This is a genomic window from Sphingobacterium sp. GVS05A, from assembly GCF_019969845.1.
Lineage (GTDB): Bacteria > Bacteroidota > Bacteroidia > Sphingobacteriales > Sphingobacteriaceae > Sphingobacterium.
Map to the genome: position 1 here is coordinate 227,240 of NZ_JAHXYR010000010.1, position 20,427 is coordinate 247,666.

Sequence of the window (20,427 nt, forward strand, 5' to 3'; positions counted from 1 at the left end):
TGGCTTATAATTTACCTTAATATTAAGAAATATTTAATTAATCCCCACCAACACCGAAACTAAACAGGTTTAGCACACTTATACTTAATAAAAATTTAACTTATAAACAATACAAATCACATAAGTAATCGAAGAGCTTCCCTATCCTTATACCGTACAAATGTCAGACGATTTATACGAGAAGAATTGCTACTATTGATCGAGTTTCCTCCCATTGCTGCATCCATTGTTTACAAATTCCCTCTTCCTCTATTTTCTTAAACTAGTTCAATGACCAGGAAAATCCGTTCGCCTAATTTTGAATAAACTATTTAAGATAATAAACGATAATGCCGAACAGACAAGACAATTCAAGAAGATTTTGCTAAACCCAAAAACAAATTCACGATATATCGTGAATTTTAAAAAACATAAAAAATCTACAAAAAACTAAAAATCAGAAACATAACAAAAAAGGCCTCTAAATTGAACTTTAAACTTTATAAAACAACATTTAAAACACATAATTTATGAAACCATCAGCAGAACTATTATCTCCAAGCAATCATGCACTTGTATTGATCGACTTCGAAGGTCAAATGGCCTTTGCTACCAAAAGCATTACCATGGAGGAATTGAGAAACAATGTAGCAGTTATATGTGGTGCTTCCAAAATCTTTAATGTTCCTACAATTGTCACTACCGTTGCCGAAGAGAGCTTTTCAGGCCCGGTATTTCCAGAGATTGAGACCTATTATCCACAAGCTAACAGCGGGTACATTGACAGGACGAGCATGAACACATGGGAAGATGAAGCTGCCTACCGCGCGATAACAGGTACTGGAAAGCAAAAATTAGTTCTTGCGGGACTATGGACAGGTGTTTGTATTGTCGGTCCAGCGCTTTCGGCTCTAGCTGAAAATTACGAAGTCTATGTCATCGCTGACGCCTGTGGCGATGTGAGTCATGAAGCACATGAACGTGCCATGCAGCGCATGATCCATATGGGAGTAAAACCAGTGACCTCGGTTCAGTATCTATTGGAATTGCAACGAGACTGGGCCCGCCAAGAGACCTATGTTGCTGTGACAGACCTGATGAAAAAGCATGGTGGTAGTTACGGTCTAGGCATTCATTATGCCCACAATATGGTCAAGCATTCCTAACATCATCCAAACAATTTCTACTCAAATCAGACCCGTGCATCGACAACAGTTTATAGTCCACCATTTTCGTCAAATCGCCCTCGCGTTGTTGCTATTTGGCGTATTACCAAATCTCTTCGCGCAGAGCTACAAATTAATGCGTTTTGAGGAGGATTACAGTATACTCGCCGATTCTACCCGCCATGGTTATGCGCGGATCAAATTTAGTCCGCTGACAGCAGACGGCAAGATTTGGTTATCTATAGGTGGTGAGGCACGGGCTGAATACGTAGATTTCAACAATGAAGGCTGGGGGCGCTTACAACTTGGACATAACAATTTTTTATTGCAACGCTATAGCCTGCATGCAGATATTCATTTTGGCAAACGTCTTCGGTTATTCACACAGGTTCGATCGGCATTGCAACATGGCCGCAAAAATGGTTCCCGTCAGATCGATGAAGATCAATTAAATATACAGAATCTATTTATCGACGGAACCATACTACAGCAAGATAACCGTTCGTTGTTGCTCCGTATTGGCAGACAGGAACTTGACTACGGTTCGGGCCGGCTGATCTCCGTCGGTGAGGGGCCAAATGCCAGACGATATTTTACAGGGGCTAAAATTGCTTATAATGTAGGTAAGGTCAATCTCGAAGCCTTTGCGATGATGGCCGACACCATTAGGCCTGGAATTTTTGACAATAGCCCATCCAAACAGATCAACCTTTGGGGTGCCTATGGCAAAATTACCGTTCCGAAGCAGGCAAATTTCGACTTATATTACATCGGTATCTATCGCGACCGCTCAATTTTTGAGGAAGGAACATCAGCGGAAACCCGTCATACTATAGGGGGCCGAATTTGGAAATATGGCGGCGGATTTATATACAACCTCGAAGGCGCCTACCAGTTTGGATCTTTTGGCAAAGGTAAGATTTCCGCATGGACCGCGTCACTCGATATCGGTTACCTCTTTGAAGAGAGCGATCTCAGACCTTCGATCAATCTGCGCAACGATTACATCTCAGGGGACAAAAAAGCTGGCGACGGCAACCTTCAAACTTTCAACCCCATTTATCCCAAAGGCGGATATTTTGGTTTCAGTCCCCAAATAGGCCCGGTCAACCTGATTGATATCCATCCCTACGTTACACTCGATCTGCTTTCGAATCTGAAGTTTCAAGCCGACCTTGTCTATAATTGGCGTCATTCTCTTCAGGACGGTGTGTACAGGCCTAGTGGATCTTTTAATCTCGCAGGAGCAGCTTCCAGAAAACGTTATATCGGCACAGCCTATCTGGCAAACTTCACCTATGCTGCAAGTAAACAACTCTCATTGGTAACCGGTATACAATATTTCAAAACAGGCGCATTCATTGAGGAAATTATTAACACCCCAAAAAACGGGGTTTTCTTTAATGGTAGAGTAGCCTTTAAATTTTAAAAAAATGAAAATAACGAAGAAAATATTTCAACAGAAAAAATTTCCATGGGCACTGATCGCCTTTCTTGGATCCATTACTATTCTACCCAGTCAGGTTAATGCCCAAACGGAACCCGTTATACAAAAAAATACAGCAATAGGGACAAGTAAAATTTGGGGTAGTGTCGATGGGTTAGCAATAGAAGGACTCGTACAAGGTCCTTCCGCAGCTATCAGCGACCTACAGGTTGCATGCGTTTTTGAGTATACCGAAGGGGATATTTTTATTTCTCCTCCCGCTTTACCCGCAGCTTTAAACGGTCTTGTCCATCTGGATGAGGCATTGCATGGTAACCTTACCGAAATCCGGAAATCCGGAAAATTCCGCGGACATGCACTTGAAACCATATTACTCGCACCGATACAATCCGGCGAACTTGCCAGCAAAAAATTGCTTTTGATTGGACTGGGCAAACGTGAAGATTTTAATGCTGAGCTGATGAAAGATGTCGCGCATGTAGCTATGCGGGAAGCGCTAAGATTAGGAGCAACTAATTTTAGTTTCGCCAGCGACCTCAAGGACGCTGGAGTAGATTCACCTACCGCCCTTGTCGCTGAGAATGTTGTGCTTGGTAGTATCGATGCCTTTCGTACCCAAAAGTGGTTGGTCGAAAAGAAAATGGACAAAGCTCCAGTATTAAAAAAAATCACGCTTTTGGCAGGACCCGCTTTTTTTGAAACCGCAGGCGAAGGAATTAAAAAAGCAATATTCTCCTTACACAATTAAACCGAACAGCCATGAAAGCAGACCTTATCTTATATAACGGAAAAATCACACATTTCGACAGCACCCAACAGGAAGTGAGCGCCGTAGCAATTCAAGATGGTAAATTTATTGCGGTAGGAATTGACAAAGAGGTTCTACAATTTGCCAATACCCGCACTAAACTTATAGATCTTAAAGGCAAACGGGTAGTCCCAGGGATCAACGACTCGCATATCCACTTAATCCGCGGTGGTCTCAACTATAATTTGGAATTACGTTGGGATGGAGTCCCTTCCCTAGCTGATGCTTTACGCATGCTCAGGGAGCAGGTCGACCGCACCCCACACCCGCAATGGGTACGCGTAGTTGGTGGATGGTCCGAGTTTCAATTTGCCGAACGACGGATGCCTACCTTAGCCGAGATCAATGCCATTGCTCCCGAAACACCAGTTTTTATCCTGCATCTCTACGACCGGGCACTTTTAAATGCTGCTGCACTCCGTGCCGTTGGCTATACCAAAGATACACCAGCACCTCCAGGCGGCACTATTGAACGTGATAGCCAAGGCAATCCAACAGGTTTACTCATCGCTTCCCCAAATGCCATGATACTCTATTCAACCCTGGCAAAAGGACCTACACTTCCTTATGAAGAACAAGTCAATTCGACACGTCACTTTATGAAGGAATTAAACCGTTTTGGCATCACCAGTGTCATTGACGCTGGCGGTGGTTTTCAGAATTATCCCGATGACTACAAAGTCATCAGTGACCTCCATCAGGCGGATCAGCTTACCGTCCGGATTGCCTACAACCTATTTACACAAAAGCCAAAACATGAGTACGAGGATTTTCAGCAATGGATAGATACTGTGACACTACGTCAAGGGGACGACATGTACCGTCACAATGGTGCTGGTGAAATGCTGGTCTTTTCGGCAGCAGATTTTGAGGATTTTATACAACCAAGACCCGACCTCAACGAAAATATGGAAGCCGAACTTGAGAAAGTCGTCCGATTATTAGTGAGCAACAGATGGCCCTTTCGCCTACATGCAACTTACAATGAAAGTATCAGTCGCTTCCTAGACGTATTTGAAAAAGTCAACCGCGATATTCCATTCGATGGTCTTGCCTGGATCTTTGATCATGCCGAAACCATTGATGAACGTAATATCGAACGCACAAAAGCACTGGGCGGGGGTATTGCCATCCAAAGTCGTATGGCCTACCAGGGTGAATATTTTGCCGATCGTTATGGCTCTACGGCGACTGAACAAACACCCCCGGTCAAAAAAATGCTCGAAATGTCGGTACCTGTCGGAGGGGGTTCCGATGCAACACGTGTCAGCAGTTACAATCCCTGGGTCTCTATGTATTGGCTGACAGTAGGAAAAACAGTAGGTGGTCTTCAAATCTACCACGACAGCAGATTGGATCGTATGACAGCCTTGCAACTTTACACCCAGGGCAGTGCTTGGTTTTCGCAGGAGCAGCAGCAAAAAGGGGATATCGCTGTAGGGATGTTAGCCGATCTAACAGTGCTTAATAGCGACTATTTCACGGTAGCTGATGAGGCTATTAAAGAGATCGAATCAGAGTTGACCATCGTAGCAGGAAAAATCGTATATGCTGATGGTGATTTCAGTCCGTTCTCCCCACCTCCGATTCCCATCCTCCCCGATTGGTCGCCAACAAAAAGCTATGCTGGCTACTATCGTATTTCCAATTTGGCTCGGCAGGACAATATCAATACTGCGGCCGCACAAAGCAGCGTCATGAATACCGTACATCTTTGTAGTGGTAGCTGTCAAGTACACGCACACAACCACAATCACGCCCGCATGAGCAATATTGCTATTAACAATTATACTGCATTCTGGGGAGCTTTGGGCTGTTCATGTTTTGCATTCTAATCTCTTAGGAAATGACAGAAATACTCCAAAAACTATTTTATACCGATTTGGGCAGCAGCCTTAACAACACGGCAATACTCGTTTTCCGGTTACTGTTCGCCTGGGAATTGCTTACAGTGCATGGCCTCAAGAAGATACAGAAAGGGCCACAGGCTGAGGCTGAGCATATTCCAAACCCCTTACAGCTACCTGAAAAGCTCAATGCAACTGTCGCACAGTTTGCAGATACCATAGTACCTTTCTTTATCGCACTTGGGCTATTCGGAAGACTTGCTATATTACCGACCATTGGCGTTACTGCAGTGGGCTATTTCGTTGTCCATCGGCGCGATTCGCGCACAGTCAGGGATATTCCCTTTATGTATACCCTATGTCTGTTATTGCTTCTTTTGACCGGCCCAGGCACCTACTCCATTGATCATTATATTTATCAACTTTTAACAACTCCTTAAATACATGCAACCACACATCGGAATAAAAGAAACCTATTTAACCGAATCAGCACATATTCTCGCTAAATTGTTAGCAGATGAATACCTGCTATATACCAAAACCCGAAACGCACATTGGAACATCGAAGGCCCGGATTTTTATAATAAACATTTATTTTTTGAGCAACAGTACAATGAACTGAGTGAAATTATAGATGCGCTGGCTGAGCGGATCCGCACCCTAGGCCATTACGCACCAGGGAGTTTAAAACAATTCTTGCAACTGACACAACTCACAGAGGAGAGCAGGCAGGTCAACGATAGTAAAGGATACATCAGCGATTTACTTGTTGATCATGAAAGCATTATTATTTCAATACGCGAAAACATCGACCATCTTGCCCTACAATTAAAAGACATTGGAACAAGCGATTACCTCACAGGAGTAATGGAAAACCATGAGAAAATGGCCTGGATGTTACGTGCACATTTAAAATAAAATTATGGAAAATCAAAACAACGCGCATATCACCACTTTAGTTCTTACACTTGTAGGTGGTTATTGCGATACCGTAACTTTCGTGGCTGCCGACAAAATCTTTTCTGCCCATGTCACGGGCAACTTCATTGTTTTTGCTTATCAACTTATCAATGGAGGTGACACCTCGGCTTGGATCAAGTTAGCCACCTTCCCTGTATTTGTCGCAGCCGTCATGGCCGGTGGATGGTTGACCTCACGTTCACAAAAGAAAAACACCGTTCTTTTTGTGGAAGCCCTGCTACTGGCAATAGCTGGCTTATTGGCGATCCTACTTCCCGTCGAAGAATCCAAAACAGTGATGTATGGACTCGTGATGATCATTGTATTTGCTTTAGGCATGCAAAATGCGTTCGGGAAGTTATTTGCCAAAGCTACACATGGACCTACAACCATGATGACCGGCAATGTGACCCAGGCTTCGCTGGACCTATGTGTGTTGATTGCCAATAAATTCAAAAACCCTGATATCAATGTCAGTTTCGGCAAACAGCTAATTACCCTGTCAGGATTTTTCATTGGATGTTTAGCTGGTGCTTATTTCGGTAAACAACTTGGACTAAGTTCTATTATATTTGCAGGCATAGCGATGCTGATCTGTTATTTTCTTTCCAGAGATAGCGAACGTTAGCCATCAACAAGCTTTAAAACAATAAAGGCGCAAGCGTCGGATAACCCGTCGTTTGCGCCAATTTAATTTCCACCTGGATGAAAATCAAATTTATACTGAGCATATTTCTCTTTTGGATCAACAGTGCTTTTTGTCAGGACGACAGCCTGCTTTATCGGTACATGGACAGTTTATCCCATGAGCAGGAGACCGGACGCAAAGCCCATTTTTTATATGAGGCCGCAAAGTATTATCTGGAAAAGCCCGGTGAATATCAAAAAGACCTCGACAGTGCGCAGTCGCTCAATAAGCGATCTCAAAAACTTCATTTAGCGGCCAACCGCAAAACCGAAGCAGCCATGAACATGCTGCTGGATGCCCGTATACAGGAAGAGATGGGCAAACCATCGCTCGCAAAGGACCAAAAGGAAGCCAGCTTACGTTTTGCCCAAAGTCACCATCTTAATAAGGCCGCCGCTATAATCTACTTATCCATGGCAAACGACATTAAAGATATAGCGTTTGACCAAAAAGAGGGCATTTTTAAACAAGCTTTGCTGCAGGCAGCAAAAACAAAGGATAAGCTGCTTGAATCCAAAATCCTGATGGAGCATTCCAGTTATCTTTCCAGCTATGGTGATTACACTGGGGCTGTAAATACGGCCCATCGCGCTGCCACATTAAAAAAACAAGCAGGGGATCAAAATGTCAGCCAAGAGCTTGTATCCGTAGCCGGCAATCTTCGATTACTCCTACGGCTCAAAGAAGCGCTTAAATATGCTCTTCAGGCGCGCCGTATTGTCGAGAACGAAAATACAAGGACAACACGGGATGATATGGCTGCCGTTTATAATATTGTTGGACTCATCTACTATGATCTTAAATCCAATAAAGAGGCACTTGCTCATTATCAAAAAGCATTTGAAATCGCTAAGGAAAAAGATGATCGCTATGCCATCCATACCATAACCCTTAATCTAGCGACCATATTATCCCGTTTAAACCGTACGGCAGATGCGCTCAGCCTGCTCAATAATGTCACTAAAGATTATATTTCGGATACCTATGCTATACGTTATGCTTATCTGTACACCATGCTTTACAGCAAGACAAAGGATACAAAAAAGGCACGTCCCTATTATCAGCAACTCTTAAAATATTACCATACAGGGAATATCACCGGGCAGGAAAAACATATTATGATGATCGGGATAACAAGCTACCTTTTTGCTGATGGCCAGATCAACGAAATGTACCCATATTTAGCAGAGATTGAGCGTTCTCTGACCAAAGAGACAAGTTTACTGCGTGTATCCGAATTACGCAAACTTCGTTATCTAGCCGACTCCGCCCGCGGAGATTTTAAATCCGCTTTTAATAACTTCGCAGCGTTCAAATCCATCAATGATTCCATCAACAGCGTAGACCGTGCCAAAGAACTTACTGCCTTGCAATTGGACTATGATACAGAAAAAAAAGATCACGACATTGTACTGCTTAAACAAAAAGGACAATTGCAAAAATCCCTACTTGAGCGCGAAGCAATTATTCGAAATGTTTTTATAGGAAGTCTAATTATCCTGATCATCTTTGTAGGATTTTTATATGTCCAAAATACCATCAAAAAAAGAAGTAATGAAAAGCTGACGCTTAAACAGGAGGAAATCAACAGACAGAACGACAAGTTAAGACAATTGATTGCCGAAAAAGAATGGCTTCTTAAAGAGATCCATCACCGTGTCAAAAACAATATGCAGATCATTATCAGCCTGCTAAATACACAATCGGCCTATCTCGAAAATCAAGATGCCATTAGTGCCATACAGAATAGCCAAAACCGTATGCACGCCATGTCCCTGATCCATCAGAAACTGTATCAAACCGACAATCTCTCACGCATTGACATGAAATGGTATATCCAGGAGCTTACAGATTATCTCAAAGATAGCTTCCAGTCCGAGAAATCAATTAAATTTGAAATTCAGGTCGATGAAATTACTCTTGATGTATCCCAAGCTGTACCTGTTGGACTGATACTCAATGAAGCAATCAACAATGCGATCAAACATGCTTTTGATCGACGTGAAGGTATAGTTTTCATTAGTTTCAAGCGGGTTAAAGCAGTACCTTTCGACCTGATTCTCAGTATAGCTGACAATGGCATCGGGCTTCAAAGAGACCTTTCCAATGGTGAAAGTGACTCTTTTGGCATGAACCTCATGCATGGACTGACCTCCCAGCTCGATGGCGAATTTAAACTGGTATCAGACCAGGGGGTTTTTATTACCATCCAATTTCCACAAAAAGAGGGTGAAATTTAAGACAAACTTTATGCAAAAAGGTAACAAGATCTTAATTGTAGAAGACGAATTTATCGTCGCCAACGACCTTAAGATGATTCTCAAAAGAAATGGCTATCAGGTGATTGGTATCGCATCTTCCGTCTTGCAGGCCACCACAATTATCGAAACCCAAAAGCCCGACTGGGTATTATTGGATATTATACTAAAAGGAACTGAAACAGGGATCAACCTCGCTGTACAACTCAACGAGCGACATACGCCATTTCTATTTATATCAGCAAATACTAACCAAGGCATCCTAGAAGCGGTCAAAGAAACAAAGCCTTACGGTTTCTTGACCAAGCCATTCCGGGAAAAGGATCTTTTAATCATGCTCGATATTGCCAAAGAAAGATTTAATACAGAAAAAAAGGACCAGAAACCACTTGTAAAAGCGACCGAAAGTAAGTACGGTGAAGAAGCGATCGTAGGATCGAGCCCAGCCTTAAAGGAAGTCTTATCCCAAGTGAGGCTTGTCGCTCCGACTGACACATCCGTCCTGCTCTTAGGAGAGAGTGGTACAGGCAAAGAAAGGGTTGCACAATCCATTCATCTGCTATCATTGCGCCAACAACAACCTTTAGTTGTCGTCAATTGCGCAGCGATCCCCTTATCATTGATCGAATCTGAACTTTTTGGACATGAGAAGGGTGCTTTTACGGGAGCACAAAACCGACGCATCGGCAAATTTGAACAAGCAAGTGGAGGTACAATTTTTCTGGACGAAATCGGTGAGCTACCATTAGAAGCCCAGACCAAATTGCTCCGCGTCCTTCAGGAACAGGAAATCGACCGCGTTGGCGGTGATCTACCGATTAAAATCAACGTTCGCATTATCGCTGCGACCAACCGCAATCTCGAACAGGAAGTCGCAATGGGAAACTTTAGATTGGACCTCTACTATAGGCTCAATATTTTCCCCATTGCTATCCCACCGCTCCGTGAACGGATCGAAGATATCGAAATCCTGGCCAACCACTTCTTGGCGTTATATGCCGCCAAACTCAAAAAAAATATAACCGGCTTTACGCGCGATGCCATAACACAGATGCAAGCCTATTCATGGCCCGGTAATATCCGTGAGATGCAGCATCTCATCGAAAGAACAACTTTACTCGCAAAAGACCCGCTAATCAATGTGTTGGCGTTTACAGACCACATGGATGGACAAGTCAAAGTTCCAGGTCATCACTCCCCTAAATTAGGATCACTGGAGGAAATGGAACGGGAGCATATCTTACGTGTGCTCGAATCCTGCAATGGCAAGATTTCAGGACCTGGCGGAGCAACGGAGATTTTACAGATCAGTAGTTCTACCTTGTATACCAAAATGAAAAAATACGGTATTAAATCAGACTTTTATTGATAACGAATAATTCATTTACCTCTTCTTCAACTGCTAAACATGACTTCAGCAACAGATGCACAAGCAATATACGAACGTCTACGAAAACGGGAAAGCGAACAACTTTTGCAATTAGCACTCAGCCAAAAAATGGCCCCAATATGTGCAATAGCGGGTTTTGACGCTCTCCAACCAGATCTACAAAATTTTTTGGGCCAAGATAGTTTATTTATCTTTGTTGCTGACAAGAAAGAGTCATGCTATAGTCTGCTTTTACAGTTTAAAAAAGGTGTGCAAATATGCTACAGTAACCTGTGGAGTTGTAAGGAGCGTTTTTTCCAGGATTGCATCAATTCAGGGGAGCCCGTCCAACATAGTCCCGAGGAACTGTCAAAAGCAGGAAGCAGCTACCCCAGCCCTCTTGTTGAATCCATACGAAACGGTAATAAAACAATTGTATCCATGGCATTTCGAATCCATGGTCAATACTGGGCGATATTAAGCCTGGGATACAAAAAGTTAGCTCATATCGATTCCCAACTAGTCTACCGCATCAAAAGCATTATCCCGCAGCTCAACATTACACTAGGAAATATCCTGATCAATGAGCAATCTATGCATTTTACCGAGGTCAAAAATCACATTTCGCAATCCGCTTCCCATTCCCTTTCAACCGTGTCTGGAAATACAAATAACACTTTAAGACCTCAGATTATCGGAAACAGTGTGCATATTACCAGCTTAAAGTCACAGCTCGCGACAGTCGCCGGTTCGGAAATGACCCTGCTGATACAAGGAGAAAGCGGAACAGGTAAAGAAATTGTTGCTCAAAACGTTCATCACCTTTCGGCCCGATCACAGCATCCCTTGATTAAAATTAACTGCGCTGCTATCGCACCTACATTAATCGAAAGCGAGCTTTTTGGTCATGAAAAAGGCAGCTTCAGTGGTGCCGTGAAACGCAAGATTGGTAAGTTCGAGCAAGCTAATCACGGGACACTTTTCCTGGACGAAATTGGCGACCTCCCATTAACTTTACAGGCAAAGTTACTCCGTGTACTACAAGAAAAAGAGTTCGAACGTGTCGGTGGCAATAAAATAATTTCCATCGATGTACGCATCATTTGCGCAACACACAAGGATCTACAGGCAGAAGTGCGGGCTGGTCGCTTTAGGTCAGATCTTTATTACCGTATTAGCGCATTCCCAATTACATTACCTGCTTTGCGCGAACGCCAAGAAGATATTCCCCTATTGGTTCATCATTTTCTTGAAAAACATGCCGGAAAAGCTCCGCCAAAACAAATGGGGAAAAAGATACTAGAACGTCTAAGACTACATTCGTGGCCAGGCAACATTCGTGAACTTGAACATGTCGTGGCACGCGCGATACTTTTGTCAGAAGGTCCAACCATTAAAAACATAACATTATCAGCCGATACAGGTTTTACTGGTCCAAGTAAAACGCCGGATTTTAGTTTACAGACGTTAGCAGACTTTGAAAAAAAATATATACTGTGGGTCTTGCGGAGCAGCAATGGACGTATTTCCGGCACAAATGGCGCTGCGACCATCCTTGGCATTCCTGCTACCACCCTCCAGTCAAAAATGAAAAAGCTTGGTATCAGTAAGAAGTTCATATCCCAAAAAGATTAAACAAAAAGACCATCCCTTAAAAAGAATGGCCTTATTACTATTTAGAAACTATTTTTAGCTGAAAAAGGCGGCTTATTTTGTGATAAAAGCCAGAATATCTTTATTGATCGTTTTTGCTTCGGTTGTAGGCATTCCATGCGGAAACCCTGGATAAGTAATCAAGGTACCATTTTTCACCAATTGAGCTGCTCTTCTACCGGTAATATCAATAGGCACGATCTGATCATCTTCACCATGCAACACTAACACAGGGATTTCAACTTGTTTAAGCTCTTCTGTAAAATCTGTTTCGGAAAAAGCCTTGATACAATCATAATGTGCTTTAATTCCGCCCATCATTCCCTGGCGCCACCAGTTGTCCATCACCCCTTGCTGTACATTAGCTCCTTCTCGGTTATAGCCATAAAAAGCGAGGGTAAAGTCCTGAAAATACTGCTGTCTTCGGGTTGCAGTGTTCAATCTGATTTCATCGAACACTTCCATGGGTACCCCGTCAGGATTGGTTTCACTCTTGGCCATTGTTGGCGTCACTGCGCTGATCAATACTGCCTTAGCAACGCGTGAAGTACCATGATTTGTGATATAGCGAATCACTTCACCACCACCCGTAGAGTGTCCGATATGGATTGCATCTTTTAAATCCAGTGCTTCAGCCAATTGAGCGATATCCGAAGCATAAGTATCCATTTCATTTCCCTGATCAGTCTGTGTAGAGCGTCCATGCCCGCGGCGATCGTGAGCGATCACACGGTATCCTTTTTCTAGGAAATACATCAGCTGTGCATCCCAATCGTCACTTGATAAGGGCCAACCGTGATGGAAAACAATTGGTTGCCCTGTACCCCAATCTTTGTAGTAAATTTCAGTTCCGTCTTGAACTTTAAATGTTGCCATGATGAATAGTTTATATTTTTTAATTTATTGGTTATGATATTACAACAACTTAACCATAAAACACAAAACCCTGTATTTAAGCAATTTAAAACAACAGGTCACAAATTAAAAACAACGATATTTCGTTATTTGCGTACCATTTTGTAGCGGTTATGGTTCGCGAATGGGCAGGATTAGCTCCCGGTCGCCGCGGCCCATATCCATGAAATAATTATACCAATCAATTTTCATGTAGCATCTGGACAAGACCTTCCGCGCCGCCGTCAAATTTTTGACCATTAACAAAAAATGTAGGCGTTCCATTGACACCGCTCATCATGCCGCTTTCAAAATCTCCCTCCACTTTTTCCTCCAAACTTTCTGTTTGCATGTCGCTCTTAAATTGGTCGACATCCAAATTTAGCTGTTCGGCAAGGTCTATAAAGAAACGTGTGCTTAGGATCTGCTGGTTGTCATAGATAGCATCGTGCATCTCCCAAAATTTCCCTTGTAGTGCTGCAGCTTCCGCGGCGAGCGCCGCCGGACGTGCATATTCATGCATTTCTGAAAGCGGAAAATTGCGGAACACAAATCTGATCTGAGATCCTAATTCAGCCATCATCTCTTTCAATATTGGATGAGCAGCCCCGCAATGTGGGCATTGATAATCTCCATATTCGACGATCGTTAAATCCGCACTGTTATTTCCTTGGATATGATCCCTATCGCTGACTTTTGGTTTTAATGACATAATTTCCGCTATTTAAGATTTTCTAATGCTTCTATGATACCATCCGCGCCCGGATTTACTGCTGTTGGCGATAAGTAGCTCCATTGAATAACGCCCTCTTTATCAATCACGAAAAGTGCGCGCTTACATTCTCCTTCATCGTCATCATACACCCCGTATTTTTTGGCGACCTCACCCTTCGCTTCAAAATCCGCTAGCAGCGGAAAATGTAATTTTCTGGACTGCGCAAAAGCCATATGGCACCATTTGCTATCCACCGATATACCCATAATCTCCGCATCATATTTCTTAAAATATTTTAGCATTTCATTATAAAGGGCCATCTGGTCACTGCATACTGGGCTCCAGTCAGCGGGGTAAAAAGCAAGGATCACATTATGTCCTTTAAACTCGGACAATTTGATTTTCTGATCGGGAGTCGCATACAAGGTAAAATCCGGTGCAACATCGTTTTTCTGTAACATACAAACGTATTTAAAATTTAACCATTATCCAGAGTCTCAATTTGGTTTAAGCGATTCTCACTAAAGACTCTTCCTATAAACAAAGTGTTGTAATGGAAAAATTGTTTTATTTACTTCACGAACGATTAAAATTCCCCTCTTTAGCCACTTATCAGCTCTCTCCACAAGTTGTCAACCGAACAGTTGATCACTTATTTAACCATCTACGAATGAGCTTGGTATAATTAGGCATTACCAGATAAACCATTAGAAAAACGATACAACCTGAGATCAGCAATCCATCGGTAAGACGATTTTGAGGAATATGAAAATACCGGAGAACGGGTAGCAGGATCATGGGCATGATCAATGATAGGGGGTAAATTGCAGACCAAGTAACAAGATATTGCTTCCAGCGTCGCGGTATCTTACTGGCCTGCTCTGGCGTTTCAAAAAGAAACTCTAGGCCAGACCTGATCTGATAACGGTCCTTTCGAAATAAGGGGCTGGCCCGTTCAATCATTCTTTTGCGCGTATCGGACTCCATCCAGATTTTTAGGTTGTCCACCGTATCAAACCTGATGATTACCGTATAGACAAATGTTAATTTGGGGATAGGTCGAATGATCTGGAGGTCAATAAACCCTTTCGCATGTTTCGTGAGCGGAACAATTTCCGCGAGCCACTGGTCGTATTCGAGTTGCTTGTTATCCAAAATGTGATGTGTTATTACGACAGACGCGCCCTGGTTTTCCATAATTATTTTTTGTTTAAATTGCACATTCTTATCAAGAGGTCATCCACTTCCTGGCTTTCTTTTTTCTCCACTCGTTATAGTGCGAAATAAAGATTGCACTTCGAAAATACAATTATCGTTAAAAACATCAAAACCACGATTTGGCTACGAAATCCGTGGATCTGCCTACATCATACCAATACCAAATCATCACCTTTGTAACATCAATTTATTTTAAACTAAAAACACAATGAAATCACAAAAAGTATGGTTTGTTACCGGTGCTTCAAAAGGACTTGGTTTAAACTTGGTAAAAGAACTCTTGGCACAAGGTTATCATGTTGTCGCAACTTCACGAACAAAACGAGCACTGGAAGATGAAATCGGTGAAAACGAAAATTTTCTACCACTCGAAGTAGACATCACCGACAATGCAGATGTCAGTCGGGCAGTACTATCGGCAATTGATTATTTCGGGTGTATCGATGTCCTCGTCAACAACGCCGGATACGGGCAAACAGGCACTCTTGAAGAACTCAGCGATTCCGAAACCCGGCGCAATTTTGACGTGAATGTCTTTGGCTCGCTCAATGCTATCCGACATATCGCGCCTCATATGCGCCATCAGCAATCGGGTCATATTTTCAACATTGCGTCCATTGGTGGACTTGCAGGTAATTTCCCAGGTTTTGGAATCTATTGCTCCACAAAATTTGCCGTAGCAGGATTTACAGAAGCGCTGGCAGTCGAAATGCAACCCTTCGGTGTACACACAACCTTGGTTTACCCTGGTTATTTCAGGACGGATTTTTTATCCGACGGATCTATACAAACTGCATCCAATCCTATCCCAGCTTACATAACTGCGAGGGAAAATGAGACCGCACATCTGCAACATATCCATGGCAATCAAGCAAACGATCCGCAAAAAGCTGCTACTTTGCTGATTGAGCTAAGTACATTGGAGCATCCACCAGTACATTTTTTAATGGGTGAAGATGCCTTGGAATTGGCCAAAAACAAAATCAATATGCTGACTGCGGAGATCGAAAGATGGAAAAGCTATACGGTATCCACAGGTTTTGAACAGCCTGTTAAATAGCCGGGAAAAAGTAAATAGTATAAAAAGTAGTAGGCAACATTAAAATAAGTAAATTTACACGTATGGAGAATACATTTCGCTTTCATTCCCTTTCGGAATTTCACAGCTTTTGCGGACTACCTAAACCCGAGCATCCGCTAATCAGTTTGATTGACTATAGTCAAGTGCACTACCCAGTGAATGACAGTAAATTAAATTGGATACAGCATTTTTATTCGATCGGTTTAAAACGAAATGTAAATGCCCGGTTCAATTATGGGCAGCAACAGTATGACTTCGACTCGGGTGTTTTGACTTTTATATCGCCGTTACAATTTCTAAAGGTAGAAATCAATCAAGAGGTCCAAGCGCAACCTAGCGGCTGGATCCTCTTGATTCATCCTGATTTTTTGTGGAACAGCGAGCTTGCCAAGCATATCCATAATTACGATTTTTTCCAGTATGAAGTCAATGAAGCACTTTTTCTCTCAGACAAGGAGGAGGCAGTTATTGTCGACATCCTCCAAAATATCGAAAAAGAATACCAGTCCAATATAGACAAATTTAGCCGTGAGCTGATTCTCAAACAGATCGAACGCTTGCTCATTTATGCTGAGCGATATTACGAACGTCAATTTATTACGCGAAAAAAGTCAACTCAGGAACTGGTTACACGATTTGAGCAGCTGCTCACAGCACAATTTAATCAAGATAGACTCCTCGCTCAAGGTATTCCAACGGTCAGTTTTTTGGCGCAACAGCTCAACTTATCCCCCAATTATCTGGGCAGCGTCCTCCGAGTCTACACGCAACAAAATACGCAGCAGCATATACAACATAAAATGATTGAATATGCCAAAGTTCGTCTGAGCACCAGCTCCATGTCAATCAGCGAAATTGCTTACGAACTTGGATTTGAGCATCCACAATCTTTCAGCAAGGTATTTAAGAAAACTACTCACCAGAGTCCTGTTGAATTTAGGCAGCTGTTTCATTAAATCTCCTCGCAAAAAACAAGTTCATGCGCATCCACCAGTTTTACTTTAGCTTTTTCTCAGCCTAAGTATACTTAAATTCTTACGGTAAAAATCAATACTAGCCGCTGTTTTATTGACCCGAATAATATCCTTTCACGCCGATTCCTATTGTCCAGAAGAATTTGGATTTTTCCAGGTCTTCGAGCAACATATCCACATTATCTTCATACTCACCCTCAGCCTTTATTGCTTCGATGTCTTCCTGGATATCCTCTTCGGTCATCTGTCGCCAGACACCAACTGAACTATTCAGAAAGGTATAGCAGTATCCCGCTTCCGAATCATCAACGGGTCCGCTGTTCTTTTCACTCAGTATATTAAGCAGTTCATCAGCCTCCACCTTAAAAGGGTTCAGCCCATAGATGCTGATCTCCGTTTTTTCCGGAAATGGTCCGTTAATGCTTTCGATAAATTCGAGTTGCCCACGATCATTGAAGTCCAGCCTCAACTCGAGTTCATCATAATAATACTGACCATCCAGTGCATCCGAAGGCGGCCCAAGAATAGTTTGCACCTCCATCTGCCCCGTTCCCAAAGCCACTTCCCCTATATCCTCAATGTCAATCCCGACAAGCGGGATAAGTTCGATCTTTTTCATAACTACCAACCGTTTGCATGTATATCGTATAGAACATAAACTGTTAAATTAAAGTTAGGAAAAAATTGTAAAGAACAGGCCAAAACACAATCCAGATTACAATCCGTTTCATTTTTTCTCTTCGTAAAATTTCTGAATTTTCTTTAGATAGGTGATCGATTTAGGAGGTGAAATACTATCACCATACTCTTCATACACACTATAAACGGCACTATTTTCACCAAGTTCATAAGCCCTGAGCAGATAAAATAATGCTTGATTTCTTGATATACTATCCTTACCTGCAAGCTCAATGCCATCTATCGTACCCTCCCAGGTAAGCATATCATATAGGTTCATATAAGCTTCTGGACATTGATGTTTATTCGCCATCAATAGCGCATAATAATATAATTCAGGATCTTTTAAAACCAGCTGATAGTTCATGGACACTTCATGGTAAGCCTTAAAATCGCCCTCATTAATAGCTTTACGCCAAAGTGAATCGGCCACTTTCTTCGGCAATTCCAGATCTTTAGGATCGTCAATGATTCCCTCTTGTTTTTTTTGATTACAGCTTATTAAAAAAAGGCCAAAAAGAATGACAAACAATCGCAGTAGTTTCCAAATCGACATACATCAAATTTATTCCATAATTAAATTAGCAAAAATATCCAACAATCTGAGGGAATAAATCCGCCTGCAAAAAAAAAGCCTCCATCCGGAGGCTCTCTCATTATATATTATTTGGTGGTTTTTTTCTACCAATTGTCATTGGACTTGCTATCGTTGATGCTCTTTGAGAATTCAGTGATATACTTATTGATGAATACATCTAATCCCTCCTGTAAACTCTTCCTAGCGACTTTGCCACTGCTCCCATACAGCGCATTTTTTGACATAAAGTTGTTTCGGCCATTCAGCGGATATTCGATTCCACCAGGCGACACAAAGTATTTGTAATTAGGCGCAAACCTTACTTTCCCATCCTTGAAGTCCAAGGTAATTTTATAATAAAAATCATAGTACGTTTTAGCAGCCAGATATGTGGTGTAGACAGCTTTCTGCTCCATGGCATCTATCACGATCTGCTCACCTTCGATTTTCGTCGTAACTTTCTCAGGATTATTATAATATGAATTCACATATTTTAGCACCGTTTTATAGAGATCATTCTGTGATCTACCGGCAAAATTCAACACAACATAGTTTTTGGACTCATCGCTAGCATCTACAAAATCCTTCGGTGTTATTTTCATTGATTGCGCCTGCACAAATGCTGCAACGATACAAAACAATAAAACGGCAAAAAACTTCTTACTCATTACTTCTAGTCCTTTTCTCAATTTAAGATTAGCTATATTAATATATATTGCTATGTCAACAGATATTATGCCAAAATCGTTAATCGGCATTTAAATAATCATTTTAATCTTTATCTTTTAAGATAGATGAATAAATCGGCAAGGGATACGCTCTTTAGACCAGACGGGTACCGTCCATATGAAAAAGTTACACTGCTAGCCGAAGGAACAACTTCCCCCACATGGGATGGCCTTGACGTAGATGGTAATCGCTATACGTCAAAGCAGTTTGATGGTAAAGTACAACTACTTTTCTTAAGCGACATCAATTGTCCAGCAAATCAGCTGTCCATTTCTATGCTGAACAAGCTGGCAGATCACTATAAAAACCAAAATGTCCAAGTCATAGGCGTATATCCCGAAAACAAGAATAACCAACAAATACCTGTTATCCAACCCACTAAAGTTCCCGTTACTATATGATGGTGGCTCCATTAAAAAATCATACCACGCTCCCAGCGCTCCCTTTTTCTATATTATTGATCCAAGTGGCAAAATCATAAAAAGTGTTTCTGGGTATTCAACAGACTCACAACAACAGTTTACCGAGATTATTGATACGCTGTTGATCAAGTAGAATCGAATTATGTATTAGCGCAGGCAAATTAAAACATATCCGACATACAGATTGTATAAAAGTTTATGAAAAATACATTTTTTTAAACTGAATTTTCTATTGCTGTCCCTGCTATTTTTTTATCATGCACACAGCAAGATAGACATACAGATGTTGCTAACTTAAATCATTCCGAAAAAAGTGTTACGCACTGCCCACCAATCGTGTCCAAATTTGGGCAGTGCAACGATCTAAGCTTTTACTTTAGGATCAATCCAGTACACCGCAGCGTCAGCATGGCTAAAAAATTCCATGGGTGTCAAGTGGCAATCCATGGTATCCTGCAGTCCCCCATCGGTGTAGCTAACCACTTCTTCGGAAGGTATCACCATTCCGGTCACGATCGCATCTTCGTCAAGGCAATTTAAATCGGACAGCAGTACATTAATATGGTTGGCCGTTACCCATTGTTCCATCTCCTCTTTGCTTACCTGCCGCACACGTTCGGCAAGAAATTTAGCTTCCTCAACTTCTTTTTCGACACTATTCGGGTAAAATAAGCGTAAGAACGCTTCGTACTTATCAAATGATTTCAACCGGATGGCCTCATTACGCAAAAACTGCTTCTCACCCAATTGCCCGTATTCCTGAGCGTATTTTCGCAACTCGATCTGGTGCAATTCGTGGTCGGCACATTTCGCCAGTTCGGATAGCGCATAGACATCCGTACCATGGCCATCATGATTATTCAGATATTCCCAGAGATCACCCTGGACGACTTTGGGTTTCTTATGTTCCAGGACATTATATCCTTCTGCAATCCATTGTTCTATTTGTTCCCTTCTCATACTG

At 42.1% G+C, this 20,427-nt stretch carries 21 protein-coding genes; 13 read left to right on the forward strand and 8 right to left on the reverse strand.

The window, feature by feature from the left end; all coding sequences use genetic code 11:
- The first annotated feature begins 509 nt into the window (after window positions 1-509).
- The 10 genes from LC454_RS22795 to LC454_RS22840 all read left to right on the forward strand — a co-directional run bounded on the left by LC454_RS22795 (window position 510) and on the right by LC454_RS22840 (window position 12,157).
- Window positions 510-1,145, forward strand: coding sequence for a hydrolase (locus LC454_RS22795; protein WP_223584750.1), 636 nt, complete (start codon window positions 510-512; stop codon window positions 1,143-1,145).
- Window positions 1,117-2,574, forward strand: a complete 1,458-nt coding sequence (locus LC454_RS22800; RefSeq protein ID WP_223584751.1) for an alginate export family protein — start codon at window positions 1,117-1,119, stop codon at window positions 2,572-2,574. The genes LC454_RS22795 and LC454_RS22800 overlap by 29 nt, the downstream gene beginning before the upstream one ends.
- A 4-nt stretch (window positions 2,575-2,578) precedes the next feature.
- Entirely contained in the window at window positions 2,579-3,340 is a 762-nt protein-coding gene (locus LC454_RS22805) for a M17 family peptidase N-terminal domain-containing protein (protein ID WP_223584752.1), read from the forward strand.
- 11 nt (window positions 3,341-3,351) lie between these two features.
- Complete coding sequence (locus LC454_RS22810; protein WP_223584753.1) at window positions 3,352-5,235, forward strand: amidohydrolase; 1,884 nt, start codon at window positions 3,352-3,354, stop codon at window positions 5,233-5,235.
- Window positions 5,236-5,246: 11 nt separating this feature from the next.
- Window positions 5,247-5,687, forward strand: coding sequence for a DoxX family protein (locus LC454_RS22815; protein ID WP_223584754.1), 441 nt, complete (start codon window positions 5,247-5,249; stop codon window positions 5,685-5,687).
- Window positions 5,688-5,691: 4 nt separating this feature from the next.
- Window positions 5,692-6,165, forward strand: a complete 474-nt coding sequence (locus LC454_RS22820; protein ID WP_223584755.1) for a Dps family protein — start codon at window positions 5,692-5,694, stop codon at window positions 6,163-6,165.
- Between the two features lie 4 nt (window positions 6,166-6,169).
- Window positions 6,170-6,835, forward strand: coding sequence for a YoaK family protein (locus tag LC454_RS22825; RefSeq protein ID WP_223584756.1), 666 nt, complete (start codon window positions 6,170-6,172; stop codon window positions 6,833-6,835).
- Between the two features lie 77 nt (window positions 6,836-6,912).
- Window positions 6,913-9,135, forward strand: a complete 2,223-nt coding sequence (locus LC454_RS22830) for a histidine kinase dimerization/phosphoacceptor domain -containing protein (protein WP_223584757.1) — start codon at window positions 6,913-6,915, stop codon at window positions 9,133-9,135.
- A gap of 10 nt (window positions 9,136-9,145) precedes the next feature.
- The gene (locus tag LC454_RS22835) at window positions 9,146-10,522 is read left to right on the forward strand and encodes a sigma-54-dependent transcriptional regulator (protein ID WP_223584758.1); all 1,377 of its coding nucleotides are present in this window, start codon (window positions 9,146-9,148) and stop codon (window positions 10,520-10,522) included.
- Between the two features lie 39 nt (window positions 10,523-10,561).
- Window positions 10,562-12,157 (forward strand): sigma-54 interaction domain-containing protein, encoded by a 1,596-nt coding sequence (locus tag LC454_RS22840; protein WP_223584759.1) that lies wholly within the window; start codon window positions 10,562-10,564, stop codon window positions 12,155-12,157.
- Between the two features lie 72 nt (window positions 12,158-12,229).
- Here LC454_RS22840 and LC454_RS22845 read toward each other — a convergent pair whose 3' ends face one another.
- The 4 genes from LC454_RS22845 to LC454_RS22860 form a co-directional block, all read right to left on the reverse strand.
- A complete protein-coding gene (locus tag LC454_RS22845) occupies window positions 12,230-13,051 on the reverse strand; it encodes an alpha/beta fold hydrolase (RefSeq protein WP_223584760.1) in 822 nt (273 codons plus the stop codon).
- 220 nt (window positions 13,052-13,271) lie between these two features.
- On the reverse strand, window positions 13,272-13,781 hold the full coding sequence (locus LC454_RS22850; protein ID WP_223584761.1) for a DsbA family protein: 510 nt from the start codon (window positions 13,779-13,781) through the stop codon (window positions 13,272-13,274).
- Between the two features lie 8 nt (window positions 13,782-13,789).
- Entirely contained in the window at window positions 13,790-14,245 is a 456-nt protein-coding gene (locus tag LC454_RS22855; RefSeq protein ID WP_223584762.1) for a redoxin domain-containing protein, read from the reverse strand.
- A gap of 187 nt (window positions 14,246-14,432) precedes the next feature.
- Entirely contained in the window at window positions 14,433-14,981 is a 549-nt protein-coding gene (locus tag LC454_RS22860; RefSeq protein WP_223584763.1) for a hypothetical protein, read from the reverse strand.
- A gap of 229 nt (window positions 14,982-15,210) precedes the next feature.
- On the opposite strand from LC454_RS22860, the gene LC454_RS22865 reads away from it, so the two are divergent.
- Both LC454_RS22865 and LC454_RS22870 read left to right on the forward strand, forming a co-directional pair.
- Window positions 15,211-16,062 carry an SDR family NAD(P)-dependent oxidoreductase gene (locus LC454_RS22865; protein WP_223584764.1) on the forward strand — a complete coding sequence of 284 codons (852 nt, stop codon included), beginning with the start codon at window positions 15,211-15,213 and terminating at the stop codon, window positions 16,060-16,062.
- A gap of 62 nt (window positions 16,063-16,124) precedes the next feature.
- Complete coding sequence (locus LC454_RS22870; protein ID WP_223584765.1) at window positions 16,125-17,039, forward strand: helix-turn-helix domain-containing protein; 915 nt, start codon at window positions 16,125-16,127, stop codon at window positions 17,037-17,039.
- A gap of 109 nt (window positions 17,040-17,148) precedes the next feature.
- On the opposite strand, the gene LC454_RS22875 is transcribed toward LC454_RS22870, so the two are convergent.
- The 3 genes from LC454_RS22875 to LC454_RS22885 all read right to left on the reverse strand — a co-directional run bounded on the left by LC454_RS22875 (window position 17,149) and on the right by LC454_RS22885 (window position 18,980).
- Window positions 17,149-17,676, reverse strand: coding sequence for a hypothetical protein (locus tag LC454_RS22875; RefSeq protein WP_223584766.1), 528 nt, complete (start codon window positions 17,674-17,676; stop codon window positions 17,149-17,151).
- A gap of 108 nt (window positions 17,677-17,784) precedes the next feature.
- Window positions 17,785-18,291, reverse strand: coding sequence for a hypothetical protein (locus tag LC454_RS22880; protein ID WP_223584767.1), 507 nt, complete (start codon window positions 18,289-18,291; stop codon window positions 17,785-17,787).
- Between the two features lie 125 nt (window positions 18,292-18,416).
- Entirely contained in the window at window positions 18,417-18,980 is a 564-nt protein-coding gene (locus tag LC454_RS22885; RefSeq protein ID WP_223584768.1) for a DUF4468 domain-containing protein, read from the reverse strand.
- Between the two features lie 126 nt (window positions 18,981-19,106).
- On the opposite strand from LC454_RS22885, the gene LC454_RS22890 reads away from it, so the two are divergent.
- Entirely contained in the window at window positions 19,107-19,442 is a 336-nt protein-coding gene (locus LC454_RS22890) for a redoxin domain-containing protein (protein ID WP_223584769.1), read from the forward strand.
- 384 nt (window positions 19,443-19,826) lie between these two features.
- Here LC454_RS22890 and LC454_RS22895 read toward each other — a convergent pair whose 3' ends face one another.
- Window positions 19,827-20,423, reverse strand: a complete 597-nt coding sequence (locus LC454_RS22895) for a hypothetical protein (RefSeq protein WP_223584770.1) — start codon at window positions 20,421-20,423, stop codon at window positions 19,827-19,829.
- Window positions 20,424-20,427: the final 4 nt, after the last annotated feature.